The sequence below is a fragment of the Alishewanella aestuarii B11 genome (assembly GCF_000280055.1).
Taxonomy (GTDB): domain Bacteria; phylum Pseudomonadota; class Gammaproteobacteria; order Enterobacterales; family Alteromonadaceae; genus Alishewanella; species Alishewanella aestuarii.
Map to the genome: position 1 here is coordinate 43,344 of NZ_ALAB01000039.1, position 15,029 is coordinate 58,372.

Here is a 15,029-nt window from a genome sequence, read left to right on the forward strand (position 1 = left end):
TCAATTTGGCCTGCTTTTTGCTTCCTCATATTTAACGTGTAACAAGAGGTGGCAAGAAAATGGCTATCAGCTTTGACAAAGCCTTTGGCATGCACCCGGATGCATTATTAACCCGGGATCGGCGTGCGCAGGTGCTTTCAGAAAATATCGCTAATGCAGATACGCCGGGTTATAAGGCGAAAGATCTGGATTTTCAGCAGGCGCTGAACAATGCGCAGTCGCGGCAGAGCCGGCCGGTGAGTCGCACGCACGAAGGGCATTTTGCCATCTCTACCCAGAGCCGGCAGGAAGTAAAATTCCGTAACCCGGATCAACCGGATACCGGCGATGGTAATAGTGTCGACGTGCATCACGAGCGGAATGCGATGATGCAAAACGCTATTCAGTATCAAACCAGTTTGCAGTTTTTAAACAGCAGAATCAGTGGCCTGAAAAAGGCTATCACAGGTACGGGACAATAATCATGAGCTTATTTAAAGTTTTCGATATTGCCAGTTCCGGTATGACCGCGCAATCAGTACGGATGAATACCACGGCCAGCAATATGGCAAATGCCAACAGTGTCAGTAGCAGTATTGATCAGGTTTATAAAGGCCGGCATCCGGTCTTTGCCGCGGAGCTGTCGGAGGCAAAACGGCAACAAGATGCCGGTAGCGGTGTAAAAGTACTGGGTATCGTCGAGTCTGACGCGCCACCGGTAATGGAATATGCGCCTAATCATCCGATGGCAGACGAAAATGGTTATGTATACAAGCCGAACGTGAACATTATGGAAGAGATGGCGAATATGATTTCGGCCTCCCGCTCCTATGAAACGAACGTACAGACGGCAGACGCTGCTAAGCAAATGCTAATGCGCACCTTGCGTATGGGCCAGTCTGGCTAAGGAGTAACGGATGAGTAGCGTAAGTAATAATTCGGCACTGAATAACCTGTATTGGGAAGAAAAGCCTAAAGTCCAGGATAGAAATAACGGTGCGCTAACCCAGGCAGATTTTTTTGCGCTGTTAACGCAGCAACTGGCTTATCAGGATCCAACCAAACCAGTTGAAAATGATCAGATGATTGCGCAAATGACCAACTTTACTACTGCCGATGGTATCGGGAAGTTAAATGAGAACTTTTCCAGCCTGGCGCAAAGTATGACGTCTAATCAGGCACTGCAAGCCTCTTCTCTGGTGGGACGCTCAGTACTGACACAGTCTGACCAGCTCGTGTTTACCGGTGATAGTCTGGCGCGCGGTGTTATTGATTTGGAGCGGCCAGCCAGCTCACTACGAGTGATGATTGAAAACGAAAAAGGCGAGCTGATTCAGAGTTTCAGTGTAGAAAACCCGAAAATGGGCCGTAATAGCTTTATCTGGGATGGCACCTATTTACCCTCGGGAGAAAGCAGTGCCGACCTGATCGATGGTGAGCTATCGGAGCGGGTCAGAGCGGGTACTTACAAGTTAAAAGTAGAAGCGAGTTATAGCGACGGCTCCCGTGCCAGTGTTCCGGCGAATGTCTATACGCCGGTGGGCAGTGTCAGTATGAATAGTAATGGTAAAGGCATCATGCTGAATCTACTGGGACTTGGTGCGGTGAAACTGGGTGATGTGTTAGAAGTATCTTACGGTTAAGCGAGGTTTGTTATGAGTTTTAATATTGCACTAAGCGGCCTGGCTGCCGCACAAAAAGATCTGGATGTTACAGCGAACAATATTGCCAACGTAAATACCACGGGCTTTAAGGAATCTCGTGCTGAATTTGCGGATGTGTATGCCACGTCTATTTTTGCTTCCGGGCGTACTAAGGTTGGTGATGGTGTAACGACTGCCGTTGTTGCGCAGCAGTTCAATCAGGGGTCTTTACAATTTACAAATAATTCACTGGATCTGGCGATCACCGGTGAAGGCTTTTTTGCAACGACACCGGATCGGGTATCCCGCGATATGACCTATAGCCGGGCTGGCGCCTTTAAGCTAAATAAAGATAACTTTATTGTTGATAATAAGGGTAATTTTCTCCAGGGGTTTTCGGTAGATCCGGTAACAGGGGAGAACCAATCGGTCAGCTTAAGTACGACCTCGCCAATCTCAATTCCAACTTCTGCTGGTGCGCCAAGAGCGACCAACAATATCTTTTTGAGTATGAACCTGGATTCCCGGGAAATAGGTAAGGATCCTGCGGTTCCCTTTAACGCAGCCGATCGCTCAACTTACAACCACTCCACCTCAGTCACGGTGTATGACAGTCTCGGTGAGGCTCATACTGTAACGAGCTACTTCAGAAAGATACAAACCACTCCACCGGCGAACTCAGAATGGGAAACCTGGGTTGTTTGGGATGGTTTGACCAGTGCTCCCATCCAGGGAAATAACATTCAGTTTGACTCCAGCGGTAATTTTATCGATACACCCCCGGTACCCAACATTACGCTACCAGCTGCAACGTTAAATGATCCTTCAGCTGGCTATCTGACTAATGGTGCGCAGTTTGCTGCTGATATCGTTGTAAACTTCCGCGATGCCTCTGGCGTGCGGTTACCAACGCAGTATGCGGCTGCTTTTGATGTCACCAATCTTAGCCAGGACGGTACAACGGTGGGTTTCCTGACCGGTGTGGATATCGATGCCTTCGGCCGGGTGCTGGCAAGTTATAGTAATGGAGATTCTGCGTATCTTGCTCAGGTAAGCCTGGTGCGTTTTGCGAATGTGCAAGGCTTAAAGCAAGTCGGCAATACCTCCTGGAAGCAGTCTATCACGTCGGGTGAACCCATTGCCGGTCAGGCTAATATTGGGACCTTCGGTGCTATTAACGCCTCCGCATTGGAACAGTCAAATGTTAACCTAACAACGGAACTGGTCGATCTCATTACCGCGCAGCGTAATTTCCAGGCTAATTCGCGGGCACTGGAAGTGAACAGTCAGCTGCAACAGAGTATTCTGCAGATCCGGTAATTATTTTCAGTCTGGTAAACAGCAACCCTTCACTGACACCCCGGCACTTTGCCGGGGTATTTTTTGGATTTTATTTTTTTGGCCGCCCTGGCTTATTCCATTTACTGTTGGCACTTTTATTGCTTCACATATCACACTTAACTTCGAAAGTTGCTAAACGGAGTCTGTTATGGATCGTTTGCTTTATATCGCCATGAGCGGTGCCAAAGAAAATATGCATGGCATCAGTGTACGGGCGAATAACCTGGCCAATACCGGGACCGTTGGCTTTAAAGCTGATTTTGAGCAGGCCCGCTCGATGCAGGCCTTTGGTGCCGGCTTGCCAACCCGTGTGTTTTCAATGACAGAGCGCCCTGGTCAAAACTTTGACAGCGGCGCTCTAATCATTACCGAGCGCGAGCTGGATATCGCGATCCAGGGCGATGGCTGGTTTGCGGTACAGGACAAAAACGGTAACGAAGCCTACACCCGTGCAGGTAACTTGCAGTTAACGCCAGACGGTATGCTGCGCACCGCCAATGGCCATCCGGTGTTAGGTGAGGATGGTCCTATTATACTGCCCTTACCCCTTGCAAAAATGGAAATTGGTCAGGATGGGACCGTCAGCGCCAGAGTTCAGGGTGCTCCGGCCAATGTGTTGGAAGTAGTTGGCCGGATCAAGCTGGTTGATACCGAATACCGGGCGGTGGAAAAAGGTAGTGACGGTTTGTTCCGACGTAAAGACGGCGAACTAGCGCAACAAAGTGCCGCAGTAACGCTACTACACGGTGCTTATGAAGGCAGCAATGTTAATGCGGTATCCGAAATGACTACCATGATCAGTTTGCAGCGCCAATTTGAGCTGCAGGTGAAAATGATGAAAAAAGCGGAACAGATGGACCAGCAGCAGAATCAGCTAATGCGGATCATCGGCTAATTATTTTTCACAACGGCCGCTGTTACAGCTGTCGTTGCCGTTAACAGGGTTTAGGCCCGGGAGGTACAAATGCATCCGGCTTTGTGGATCAGTAAAACCGGTCTCGACGCAAAACAGCGCGATATCTCGGTTATTTCTAACAACCTGGCGAATGCCAGTACTGTCGGCTTTAAGAAAAGCCGGGCGATTTTTGAAGACTTGCTATATCAGAATATTAATCAGCCGGGCGGGCGCTCGTCGCAAAACTCTGAGCTACCAAATGGCTTAATGATTGGCGCCGGTACCAAGGTAGTGGCAACGCAAAAGAGTTTTACTCAGGGCAATATGATTACCACGGAAAACAGCCTGGACTTGATGATCCAAGGTCATGGTTTTTTTGAGGTACTGATGCCGGATGGCACTATTTCGTACAGCCGTAATGGTCAGTTTACTGTAGACGGTGATGGCAATATGGTGACCTCAGGTGCCGGTTATCAGGTGCAGCCGAATATTGTAATCCCGCCGGACGCGACTGCCATCATGGTATCACAGGACGGTGAGGTGTCGGTGCGGTTGGCTGGCCAGGTAGAAAATGCGGTATTAGGGCAGTTGACGGTCACTAATTTTATTAATCCGGCAGGCTTAGAGCCGATTGGCCAAAACCTGTTTAAGGAAACTCCGGCCAGCGGAGATCCGGTGCAGGGCATTCCGGGTCTGGAGGGGCTTGGTATCATTGTGCAAGGCGCGCTGGAAACCTCCAACGTCAATGTCACGGAAGAGCTGGTGAGCTTGATTGAAAGTCAGCGGGTGTATGAGATGAACTCGAAAGTCATTTCTACCGTCGACCAGATGCTTGGTTATGTTATTCAGCAATTATAACGGGGGCTACGATGCGTAACGTTGCTTACTTGATAGGGCTCAGTTTGCTGTTATTGCTAACCGGGTGTGCGGCAACACAGGAAGCCAAACCTGACGATCCTTTTTTTGCGCCCTTGCCACCTGAGCCAGCGCCGCGGCCGGTGCTGCGTAATGGTTCGCTGTTTACGCAAAGTCATTCGAATAGTCTGTATACCGATAATCGTGCGCGGCATGAAGGCGATATTATTACCGTGGTGCTGCGCGAACGGACCCAGGCTTCAAAGAATGCCAAGACCGAGAGTAAAAAAGACAGTAACGTCGCTTTTGAGCCGATCAATATCGCGGGTCGCAATGCCTCAATCGGTGGTAACGTGTTGCAGTTTGGTTCCAGTAGTAATCAGGATTTTAAAGGCGATGCCAAAGCCAATCAAAGTAACAGCCTGGTAGGGGATATCTCGGTCAATGTGTTGCAGGTGCTGGCCAATGGTAATCTGGTGATCCGTGGCGAAAAGTGGTTAACCTTAAATACCGGTAAAGAGTACATCCGGCTGACCGGTGTGATCCGGCCACAGGATGTCGATGTGAATAACACGGTTGAGTCTACCAAGATCGCTAATGCCCGCATTGAATATAGCGGCACGGGCGCACATCATCATGGCCAGTCTCCTGGTTGGTTAAGTCGGTTTTTCAATGGCCCGCTGTGGCCGTTCTAGGAGCAGCACATGCGTAGCGCTAATATTGTCACTGTCTGTTTGTTGCTGCTAGCCAGTTGTTTGCCGCTGGCGGCACAGAGTGCCCGGATCAAAGATGTCGCCGATATCGAGGGTGTGCGTTCAAACCAACTGGTGGGATACGGACTGGTAGTGGGGTTGCCTGGCACCGGTGAGCAAAGCCCCTTTACTGAACAAAGTTTTCGTACCATGTTGGCAAATTTCGGCATTAATTTGCCGGCCGGAGGCCGCACGCAAATCAAGAACGTGGCTGCCGTTGCGGTACACGCCGAATTACCCCCCTTTGCCAAACCAGGACAGAGTATTGATATTACCGTTTCGTCGGTGGGCAGTGCCAAGAGCTTACGTGGCGGCACCTTGCTGCAAACCTTTTTAACCGGTCTGGACGGCAATGTTTATGCGGTAGCACAGGGTAGTCTGATAGTCAGCGGCCTGGGAGCGGAAGGGCTGGATGGTTCACGTATCGTCGTCAATACTCCGACAGTAGGGCGTATTCCGAATGGTGCCGTGGTAGAGCGCGAAGTGGAGTCGCCCTTTGGCAATGGCGATTTTATTACCTTTAATCTGAAACGTCCCGATTTCACTACCGCTAAGCGGCTGGCTGAGACCATTAATGGCTTTATGGGACCGGAAACGGCGTTTTCACTGGACGCCTCTTCGGTAAGGGTGCGGGCGCCACGGGATATTAGCCAGCGCGTATCCTATTTAGCGACCCTGGAAAATCTGACCTTTCAACCGGCGGATCAGGCAGCCAAGATCATTATTAACTCCCGCACTGGTACCATTGTGATTGGCAAAGATGTGCGCTTGTTCCCGGCGGCAGTAACCCATGGTGGTTTAACCGTCACCATTGAAGAAAATCGGCAAGTTTCTCAACCCAATCCCTTTAGCGATGGTGAAACGGTAGTGGTAGAAGACAGCATTATTAATGTTAATCCGCAAAACTCCCGGATGTTTAAGTTTGATCCCGGCGTGACGCTGGATGAGTTAGTGCGTACCGTCAATGCGGTAGGGGCGGCGCCTGGCGATCTGATGGCGATTCTGGAAGCCTTAAAAGAAGCCGGTGCCATTCATGGTGAATTGGTGGTGATCTAAGATGGACAGCGGCAAGCTTCAGCACTCCTATCATGATCTGCAAAGTTTGCAGCAGATCCGCACCGCGTCCCGCAGTGATGAACAGGGGGCGCTGCGTCAGGCTGCCGAACAGTTTGAAGCCATTTTCTTTAATATGCTGCTGAAAAGTATGCGCCAGGCAAATAAAGCGTTTGAAGCCGAGGGGCTGATGAACAGTCAGACCACCGAGTTTTACCGCGATATGCACGATAACCAGCTGGCCACTGATCTGGCACAAAAAGGCGGGCTGGGGCTGGCCGAGCTGTTAGTGCAACAGTTAGATCCGGCTGCGGCAGCCAAGCAGCGAAAAGCTGTCGAGTTACTGATGCCTGGGCAGCGTGCGGAAAGCCTGAGCATGCCACAGGCGCAACAGTATCAGGACAGCTCAGATTTGGGATTGTTACAAGCTCAGGCTGCGGCACAGCTAACACAAAGTGGCGTACTACAGCCGGGGCGGCGGGATGAGTCGGTACTGGCACCGTTACTGGAAAAGCTGGAATTGCAGCGCGCTGAGCGCGCAAAACAGCAAGCACAAAAAGCGGCAGCTAATCAGGCAAAGAGCGAGGTGGCGCCGACCAACCACTGGCAGATTGAATCGCCCACCGACTTTATCCGTGCCTTGTTACCGGCAGCCCGCAAAGCAGCCGGCGCCCTGGGCCTGGATCCTCTGGCGCTGATTGCACAGGCCGCGCTGGAAACCGGTTGGGGAAAGCGAATGATCCGTACCAATGATGGCGAAAATAGCTTTAACCTGTTTGGCATTAAAGCCAGTCGCAACTGGCAGGGCGATACTGCTGTCGTCGATACTCTGGAGTACCGGCAGGGGGTGGCCCGTAAAGAGCAGGCAAAATTCCGCGCCTACAGCTCACCGGAGCAGAGCTTAAAGGACTATACTGATTTTATCAGTAACAGTGTCCGTTATCAGCAGGCGGTTGCCGTCGCAGCTGAGCCGGCTGCCTATTTCAGTGAGTTACAAGCTGCCGGTTATGCCACTGATCCGAACTATGCACAAAAAATTATGGCGGTTTACCGCAGTTCGGCATTTGAGCAAATTCGCGCTGAATTGGAAACGGCTCAAGAAGTTCCGGCTGCGGCCGATGAATAAGCTAGCGGCTTAGTCAAGACGCTGTGGAGAGAGCATGTCAGACAATCTGTTAAAAATTGGTAGTTCAGCGATCCGGGCCAGCAGCCTGCTGCTAAACACCACCAGTAACAACATTGCCAATATTAATACGCAGGGCTATGTGCGCCAACGCACCGAATTTGCGCCTGATCCACTGGGGATCGGTGTGGGTCGTGGCACGACTGAGCGACTGATTAGTGAGTTCACCGTCAAACAACTGCGCCGGGATACCTCGCAGTACTCCTTTGCACAGCAATATGTGTCTGAAGCAAACCGGATTGATGCCTTATTTTCTAATCCCGCCAATAGTATTGCCACTGGCATGAACGATTTGTTTGCTCAGTTGCAGAGTGCTAACAACGATCCGGTACAACCGGCCAGTCGTCAGCTGGTGATTGGTAGTGCGCAATCACTACTCAATCGCTTTGAAGGCATGTCCAAGCTATTAAAGGATCAAGAAACCTTTATTAATGACCAGTTCGATATTTACGTTAATGAAGCTAATGATCTGATTAAACAAATTGCGATTTACAACAAAGATATTGCTTCTTACGGCAATGGTACTACCCGGCAGCTGCCGCTGGAACTGCTCGACAAGCGCGACCTGGCAATCCTGAAGTTATCGGAAATGGTCGAAATTAACGTGCTGGACGCGGCAAACGGCGAAAAACTGGTATTTATGAATGACGGCCAGTCGTTGGTGGTAGAGCAGGGCGAGTTTCGATTGCTATCCTTGCGCGGTGATCCTGATCCATTGCGTAAAGAACTACAGTTACAGTTAAATTCTAACAGTAACGTTGTTCGCGATGTTAATTCCAAAGCCATAGGCGGCAAGCTTGGCGCTTTGGTGGCGTTTCGGGAAGAAATTCTTGACCCAACCCAGATCCAACTGGGTCAGCTTGCTCTCTCTTTGGGGGATGCGCTAAATAATCAAAACAAGCTTGGCATGACGCTAAACGGCACCCTCGGCGGTGACTTATTCCGACTGCCGGTATCCAATGGTTTAGCCTATCGCAATAACACTGGTGAGATGGCGATCCGGGTTGGTTTAGAAGCCGGGCAAGGTAAAAAACTGCCGCCCAATGACTTTTTGGTTACTGTTACCGGCGCTAACGAAATTACCGTGCAAGCCGTTGATAGCAGAGGGCAGGTGATTCCGGGCTCAGATAAGGTTATCGGTGGTCTGGATTTAACCGCAAACCTGACGCTTAATTCCGCCAGTATGCCGCCTGGTGATGATCTCTACGGTCTTGAAATCAATATTTTTATTGGTGCCGGCGGTGCAGCAGTGGGTGATCGGTTTTTGTTAAAACCATTACAGGAATCGGCCAGTCAGCTGCAACTTGCGACCAATAGAGGTGAAGATATTGCGTTGGCCAGTCCGGTACGGGGTGGTTTTAATGTCGCAAACCTGGGCAATGGCCGAGTCGAGCAGCTTGTAGTTACTAATACTGATACCGCAACGCCCTTTATCGGTAATTTACCGTTGAACCTGGTGTTCACCGGCAGTGACACCTTTGAGATTTACGACAATACACTGCCGGTGCCAAACCTGTTAGGTACCGCCAGTTTTAGCAATAATAATTACAATAATGTGTTGGCTCAAGCGGGTTTGGCAGGTACTTACGGCTTTGATTTTAATATCAGCGGCGTACCACGCCCCGGCGATCGTTTTACGCTGGAGTTCAACCAAAACGGCTTTAGTGATAACCGCAACGGCTTGGCGCTGGTTGGGCTACAAACAGCAGAAACCACCCGGCGTAATGCCGTATCGGTTGCCAATGCAGTTAATGAATACAGCTTTAACCAGTCTTATGGCACTATGGTAGGCAGTATCGGGGAACGAACCCGACAGGGACGTACGTTGGAAGAGGCTAACGCGGCTATTCTGGAACAAACGACACTGTGGTACGAGTCTTTGTCAGGCGTCAGTTTGGACGAGGAAGCGGCTAACCTGGTGCGCTTCCAGCAAACTTATGCTGCGGCAGCCAGGATCTTATCAACGTCGCAAACCATTTTTGATACCCTGTTACAGGCAGTGAGGTAAGAGTATGCGGTTAACCTTTAATATGCAGTTTGCTCAGAGTCTGAATGGCATCCTCAACACTCAGAAGAAGATGTCGATTGCTGAGCAGCAATTAACCAAGCAAACCCGCATTTTAAGTCCGGCAGATGATCCTGCTGCCTCTGCTAAAGTACTAGCTTTAGATCAGAACTTGTCGCAAATTGAGCAGTTTCAAACTAACAGTGTGCTGTTAAAAAATGGCTTGGCGTTACAGGAGACCATTCTGACTAATATGCGTGTCAATTTTGATCGGATAAGTCAGTTAGCGATTGCATCTGGTAATGGTACTTTTACTATTGCTGAACGCCAAGCTGTCGCTTTAGAGTTAGAGAACATTCAAACCGAATTTTTCGATCTGATGAATACTCGTGATTCTGATGGTGGTTATATATTCGCTGGTTTCCAAGATAAGTCACCGGCGTATGAATTAAACGCTACGACCGGTCGTTATGAATTTAGAGGTGATGATGGTAGCCGCAGATTGCAAATTTCACCATCGATTAGTCTTTCCGGAAGAGACAGTGGCAAGCAGATCTTTGATGACGTCTTCGGACGTTTCAAACCTGATAATCCGGTAGTGATATCAGGTACTCCTGATTCTGTAGCTTTACGTGTTAATAACCAGCAGATTTTCGATCAATTTTATAGAGAGAAATACGACAGTCAGAACCCGGCGAACAATTTATATAGTTTGCAGATTGATGCCGGAAGCAATTATCAAGTACTGAATAATGGCGCTCCTTTAACACCACCAGTGAACGGAGTCTTTGTCTCTGGAGAACCTATCAGGTTCTCAGGTTTGGAGTTACGTGTCGATGGCGCTGCCGCAGCTCCTGGACAAATTGATTTTACTTTGCCGACACCTGAGAAGAGAAATATTCTCGATACACTTAATGATTTTATCACTGCACTCCGAGACCCATCTGTGACTGGTGTCAATTTCAATGAAGCAATAGCTGATGTGTTAGTTCAAACTGACAACAGCGCGAGAAACGTCGATAATACTCTTGCCAGTATAGGTGGCCGTGTGAATGTACTTGATAGCGTGTTCTCAAGTAATGAAGACCTAATTATCAACAATAAAGGCTATAAAGCCGACATTTCCGAGGTCGATTTTGCTGCTGCTCTGACAGAGATTAAACGTCAAGAAATAGCGTTGCAGGCTGCCTCTACAGTATTTAGTAAAATAGGTACGACGACCCTATTTGATTATTTACGTTAATACCTCTATGCCCGATTTATCAACAATTGGGCGTAGAAGCAAATCGGAAATATGGAAAGTTTTTCTAAAGTTTCTCTCAGACTAACCGATAACTAATTAACACGGCAACGCTAGACAAAAACATGTGCTGGTTGCGCTAGAACGGTCAGAATGAGAGGAAATAATCATGGCTCTATATGTAAACACCAACACCAGTTCATTAAACGCTCAGCGCCAGTTATTTAACTCAGGTAGTGCGTTAGATACAGCATTTAAACGTTTATCATCCGGTTTCCGGATTAACAGCGCCGCCGACGATGCAGCCGGTCTGCAGATTTCAAACCGCCTGACCAGTCAAATTAACGGCTTAGACCAAGCCGCGCGTAATGCCAACGACGGTATCTCTCTGGCGCAGGTTGCCGAGGGGGCCATGGAAGAGATCACTAACTCATTGCAGCGCATCCGTACTCTTGCTATTCAGTCACAGAACGGTATCAATAGTACGGATGACAGAGCTGCGCTGCAAAAAGAAGTGAGTGCATTAAAAACCGAAATTACCCGTGTTGCGGATACCACTCAATTCGGCACGACGCTGCTGCTGGACGGAAACTTAAATGTTGATTTCTTGGTCGGTGCTAATGCTGGACAGAATATAAATGTAGCGCTGACAAATAGTGGTGGTTATGGAACTACGGCATTGGGTTTGGCTAGCTTAAGTGTCGCGTCCGTTACAGCTGCGGGTTCGGCGTTAGCATTAATTGATACAGCAATCGGGACTATTGATGGTGCGCGCGCGGATTTAGGTGCATTGCAAAACCGCTTCCAGGCCACTATTCGTAACCTGACCAATATATCAGAGAACGTGTCAGGCGCCCGCAGCCGGATCCGGGATACGGATTTTGCCAAAGAAACCGCAGAGTTAACACGCACGCAGATCCTGCAGCAAACCAGCACTACCGTGCTGGCGCAGGCTAATCAGCGTCCGCAAGCCGCGCTGAGTTTACTGCAAGGTTAGTAAAATCATTCGGATAAAAGGCCGCTTAATTGCGGCTTTTTGCCTTTCGATAAGAAATCAATATTTAAGCGTTATTTTTATAAATTATCTAAAGTATTCTCTTTTTTTTCCGATACATAAGTAACACGAAAATATAGTAGCATCGTCAGTTATGGCGGTTGTCAGTGTTTAATTAGGTAGCAGGAGAGTTAAGATGGCTTTATATGTCAATACCAATACTTCATCGCTGAATGCACAACGCCAGTTGTTTAACTCAGGTAGTGCATTAGATACAGCATTTAAACGTTTATCATCCGGTTTCCGGATTAACAGCGCCGCCGACGATGCTGCCGGTCTGCAGATTTCAAACCGCCTGACCAGTCAGATTAACGGCTTAGACCAGGCAGCGCGTAATGCCAACGACGGTATCTCTCTGGCGCAGGTTGCCGAGGGTGCCATGGAAGAGATCACCAACTCATTGCAGCGCATCCGTACTCTGGCTATTCAATCACAGAACGGTATTAATAGTACGGATGACAGAGCTGCGCTGCAAAAAGAAGTGAGTGCATTAAAAACCGAAATTACCCGTGTTGCGGATACCACTCAATTCGGCACGACGCTGCTGCTGGACGGAAACTTAAATGTTGATTTCTTGGTCGGTGCTAATGCTGGACAGAATATAAATGTAGCGCTGACAAATAGTGGTGGTTATGGAACTACGGCATTGGGTTTGGCTAGCTTAAGTGTCGCGTCCGTTACAGCTGCGGGTTCGGCGTTAGCATTAATTGATACAGCAATCGGGACTATTGATGGTGCGCGCGCGGATTTAGGTGCATTGCAAAACCGCTTCCAGGCCACTATTCGTAACCTGACCAATATATCAGAGAACGTGTCAGGCGCCCGCAGCCGGATCCGGGATACGGATTTTGCCAAAGAAACCGCAGAGTTAACACGCACGCAGATCCTGCAGCAAACCAGCACTACCGTGCTGGCGCAGGCTAATCAGCGGCCACAGGCCGCATTAAGTTTACTGCAGTAACTGAGGTAGAGTGATGAACTGCTATAAGGCGGCTCATCACTCTCTAACCGAGAAGGAATTGCAGCATGTCGTTAGTGGTAAATACTAATCAATCATCGCTCGCATCACAGCGTTTACTTAGCAATGCGACCTCGGGGGTAACCACCAGCTTTGAACGCTTAACGTCAGGTTTTCGTATTAACCGTGCAGCTGACGATGCTGCCGGGTTGGTGATAAGCAATGTATTGACCAGCCAGGTTAATGGCTTAGATCAGGCGGTACGTAATGCTAACGATGCCATTTCACTGGTTCAGGTGGCGGAAGGGGCCTTGGATGAAATTGGAGTCAGTTTACAGCGTATGCGGGTATTAACTATACAGTCAGAGAGCGGCATTAATACAGCAGCCGACATCACGGCTATCCAGCAAGAATATAATGAGCTGGCGGCTTCTATCCAGAACATTGCCGATAATACTGAGTTTGGTAGCCTGAAATTACTTGATGGTAGTGCTCAAACTTTGGTTTTTCAAGTGGGGGCTAATACCGGACAAAAAATTGAAATTGATTTGTCTGCTGGCTATGGTAGCGGAGTGATGGGTCTTAATATTGCAGCAGTGCAATTAGGTGTGGATGATGTTGCTAGCTCGCTTAGCACGCTGGATGCAGCCATTTTAGCTATCGACAATGGTCGAACTGAGCTGGGGGCTTGGCAAAATGTGTTGGATACAACAATACGTAATTTGACCAATATCAGTGAAAATGTATCGGCATCACGTAGCCGTATCCGCGACACTGACTACGCCAGAGAAACAACCGAGTTAACCCGCACTCAAATTATACAACAAAGCAGTACTACAATGTTGGCACAGGCAAATCAGCGGCCTCAGGCTGCATTAAGTGTTTTAAATTAATGTTTGTAACTAGAAAAAATGGTGCTGTTTGATTGCAGTCATATCGCTCCATTATATCGGACAACATTCAGGCTAATATCCCGGAGTGACCACCTGAATCGGTCTGATAGTCTCTACAACCACCTGCAAAGGTGGTTTTTTTAATCTAAATAACCCTACTTTTTACGTTTTCGGTACTCCAAGTTTTTTTTCAAAAAAAGTAATAATTTTTCTAAAGTTCTTAATAAGCCGGTCGATAACGTTAATAAGTCAAGTTGCAGCTTGGCTCAGTTAACGGGATACCCGTATTTTAAATATCAGTTGAAGGTAGTACTTTCACCGACAACTAAGGAGTGACTCATGGCTTTATATGTAAACACCAACACCTCGTCGCTGAATGCGCAGCGTCAGCTGTTTAACTCAGGTAATAACTTGGATACGGCGTTCAAACGTTTGTCTTCAGGTTTTCGTATTAACAGCGCGGCAGATGACGCAGCCGGCTTGCAGATTTCAAACCGTTTAACCAGCCAGGTAAATGGTTTAGATCAGGCTGCGCGTAATGCTAACGACGGTATTTCAGTAGCTCAGGTAGCGGAAGGCGCAATGGAGGAGATTACTAACTCTTTACAGCGTATCCGAACCCTGGCGATTCAATCGCAAAACGGTATCAATAGCGCGGATGACAGAGCTGCTTTGCAAAAAGAAGTTGATGCGTTGAAATCTGAAATGACTCGGATCGCTAGCGATACCCAGTTCGGCACAACTAATCTATTGACAGGCTCTTATACTGCCGATTTCTTAGTTGGGGCAAATGCTGGACAAAATATTACTATTGCCCTGACAAACTCTGGTGGATATGGTACTGCTGCACTGGGACTTTCTGGTTTAAGTGTAGCCTCAGTCACTGCAGCAGGTTCAGCTTTAGCGCTAATTGATACAGCAATAGGCACTATTGATGGCGCACGAGCCGATTTAGGTGCGTTGCAGAACAGGTTTCAAGCGACAATTCGAAACTTAACCAACATCTCTGAAAACGTATCAGGTGCTCGTAGTCGCATTCGTGATACTGACTTTGCTCGTGAAACCGCTGAGCTGACTCGTCAGCAGATCCTGCAGCAAACCAGCACAACCGTGTTGGCGCAGGCTAATCAGCGGCCACAGGCAGCTTTATCGTTATTGGGTTAAACTAATACGCGTAG

The 15,029-nt window shown here is 48.6% G+C and carries 15 protein-coding genes; all 15 read left to right on the forward strand.

The window, feature by feature from the left end; genetic code table 11:
- Positions 1-59 precede the first annotated feature (59 nt).
- The 15 genes from flgB (at position 60) to AEST_RS14560 (ending at position 15,015) form a co-directional block, all read left to right on the forward strand.
- Positions 60-461 carry a flagellar basal body rod protein FlgB gene (gene flgB / locus AEST_RS14490; protein WP_008609931.1) on the forward strand — a complete coding sequence of 134 codons (402 nt, stop codon included), beginning with the start codon at positions 60-62 and terminating at the stop codon, positions 459-461.
- A 2-nt stretch (positions 462-463) separates the two neighbouring features.
- A complete protein-coding gene (gene flgC, locus AEST_RS14495; protein ID WP_008609932.1) occupies positions 464-886 on the forward strand; it encodes a flagellar basal body rod protein FlgC in 423 nt (140 codons plus the stop codon).
- A 10-nt stretch (positions 887-896) separates the two neighbouring features.
- Positions 897-1,622, forward strand: a complete 726-nt coding sequence (locus AEST_RS14500; protein ID WP_008609933.1) for a flagellar hook assembly protein FlgD — start codon at positions 897-899, stop codon at positions 1,620-1,622.
- A gap of 12 nt (positions 1,623-1,634) precedes the next feature.
- Positions 1,635-2,942, forward strand: coding sequence for a flagellar hook protein FlgE (flgE, locus tag AEST_RS14505; RefSeq protein WP_008609934.1), 1,308 nt, complete (start codon positions 1,635-1,637; stop codon positions 2,940-2,942).
- A 169-nt stretch (positions 2,943-3,111) separates the two neighbouring features.
- On the forward strand, positions 3,112-3,858 hold the full coding sequence (gene flgF / locus AEST_RS14510) for a flagellar basal-body rod protein FlgF (protein ID WP_008609935.1): 747 nt from the start codon (positions 3,112-3,114) through the stop codon (positions 3,856-3,858).
- Positions 3,859-3,927: 69 nt separating this feature from the next.
- Positions 3,928-4,716 carry a flagellar basal-body rod protein FlgG gene (flgG, locus tag AEST_RS14515; protein ID WP_008609936.1) on the forward strand — a complete coding sequence of 263 codons (789 nt, stop codon included), beginning with the start codon at positions 3,928-3,930 and terminating at the stop codon, positions 4,714-4,716.
- An 11-nt stretch (positions 4,717-4,727) separates the two neighbouring features.
- Entirely contained in the window at positions 4,728-5,408 is a 681-nt protein-coding gene (flgH, locus tag AEST_RS14520) for a flagellar basal body L-ring protein FlgH (RefSeq protein WP_008609937.1), read from the forward strand.
- 9 nt (positions 5,409-5,417) lie between these two features.
- Positions 5,418-6,521, forward strand: a complete 1,104-nt coding sequence (locus tag AEST_RS14525; protein WP_008609938.1) for a flagellar basal body P-ring protein FlgI — start codon at positions 5,418-5,420, stop codon at positions 6,519-6,521.
- A gap of 1 nt (position 6,522) precedes the next feature.
- Complete coding sequence (gene flgJ, locus AEST_RS14530) at positions 6,523-7,644, forward strand: flagellar assembly peptidoglycan hydrolase FlgJ (protein WP_008609939.1); 1,122 nt, start codon at positions 6,523-6,525, stop codon at positions 7,642-7,644.
- Positions 7,645-7,678: 34 nt separating this feature from the next.
- The gene (gene flgK, locus AEST_RS14535) at positions 7,679-9,709 is read left to right on the forward strand and encodes a flagellar hook-associated protein FlgK (RefSeq protein ID WP_008609940.1); all 2,031 of its coding nucleotides are present in this window, start codon (positions 7,679-7,681) and stop codon (positions 9,707-9,709) included.
- 4 nt (positions 9,710-9,713) lie between these two features.
- Positions 9,714-10,949 (forward strand): flagellar hook-associated protein FlgL, encoded by a 1,236-nt coding sequence (gene flgL, locus AEST_RS14540; RefSeq protein WP_008609941.1) that lies wholly within the window; start codon positions 9,714-9,716, stop codon positions 10,947-10,949.
- Positions 10,950-11,115: 166 nt separating this feature from the next.
- Entirely contained in the window at positions 11,116-11,943 is an 828-nt protein-coding gene (locus tag AEST_RS14545) for a flagellin N-terminal helical domain-containing protein (RefSeq protein WP_008609942.1), read from the forward strand.
- A 193-nt stretch (positions 11,944-12,136) separates the two neighbouring features.
- The gene (locus AEST_RS14550; RefSeq protein WP_008609943.1) at positions 12,137-12,961 is read left to right on the forward strand and encodes a flagellin N-terminal helical domain-containing protein; all 825 of its coding nucleotides are present in this window, start codon (positions 12,137-12,139) and stop codon (positions 12,959-12,961) included.
- Between the two features lie 65 nt (positions 12,962-13,026).
- The gene (locus AEST_RS14555) at positions 13,027-13,851 is read left to right on the forward strand and encodes a flagellin N-terminal helical domain-containing protein (protein WP_008609944.1); all 825 of its coding nucleotides are present in this window, start codon (positions 13,027-13,029) and stop codon (positions 13,849-13,851) included.
- A gap of 339 nt (positions 13,852-14,190) precedes the next feature.
- The gene (locus AEST_RS14560) at positions 14,191-15,015 is read left to right on the forward strand and encodes a flagellin N-terminal helical domain-containing protein (RefSeq protein ID WP_008609945.1); all 825 of its coding nucleotides are present in this window, start codon (positions 14,191-14,193) and stop codon (positions 15,013-15,015) included.
- Positions 15,016-15,029 lie beyond the last annotated feature (14 nt).

Coding starts and splice junctions, on each gene's coding strand:
- flgF (WP_008609935.1), top strand. CDS start 3,112: ATGGATCGTTTGCTTTATATCGCCATGAGCGGTGCCAAAGAAAATATG.
- AEST_RS14560 (WP_008609945.1), top strand. CDS start 14,191: ATGGCTTTATATGTAAACACCAACACCTCGTCGCTGAATGCGCAGCGT.
- flgC (WP_008609932.1), top strand. CDS start 464: ATGAGCTTATTTAAAGTTTTCGATATTGCCAGTTCCGGTATGACCGCG.
- flgH (WP_008609937.1), top strand. CDS start 4,728: ATGCGTAACGTTGCTTACTTGATAGGGCTCAGTTTGCTGTTATTGCTA.
- flgB (WP_008609931.1), top strand. CDS start 60: ATGGCTATCAGCTTTGACAAAGCCTTTGGCATGCACCCGGATGCATTA.
- flgK (WP_008609940.1), top strand. CDS start 7,679: ATGTCAGACAATCTGTTAAAAATTGGTAGTTCAGCGATCCGGGCCAGC.
- flgJ (WP_008609939.1), top strand. CDS start 6,523: ATGGACAGCGGCAAGCTTCAGCACTCCTATCATGATCTGCAAAGTTTG.
- flgL (WP_008609941.1), top strand. CDS start 9,714: ATGCGGTTAACCTTTAATATGCAGTTTGCTCAGAGTCTGAATGGCATC.
- AEST_RS14525 (WP_008609938.1), top strand. CDS start 5,418: ATGCGTAGCGCTAATATTGTCACTGTCTGTTTGTTGCTGCTAGCCAGT.
- AEST_RS14550 (WP_008609943.1), top strand. CDS start 12,137: ATGGCTTTATATGTCAATACCAATACTTCATCGCTGAATGCACAACGC.
- AEST_RS14555 (WP_008609944.1), top strand. CDS start 13,027: ATGTCGTTAGTGGTAAATACTAATCAATCATCGCTCGCATCACAGCGT.
- flgG (WP_008609936.1), top strand. CDS start 3,928: ATGCATCCGGCTTTGTGGATCAGTAAAACCGGTCTCGACGCAAAACAG.
- AEST_RS14545 (WP_008609942.1), top strand. CDS start 11,116: ATGGCTCTATATGTAAACACCAACACCAGTTCATTAAACGCTCAGCGC.
- AEST_RS14500 (WP_008609933.1), top strand. CDS start 897: ATGAGTAGCGTAAGTAATAATTCGGCACTGAATAACCTGTATTGGGAA.
- flgE (WP_008609934.1), top strand. CDS start 1,635: ATGAGTTTTAATATTGCACTAAGCGGCCTGGCTGCCGCACAAAAAGAT.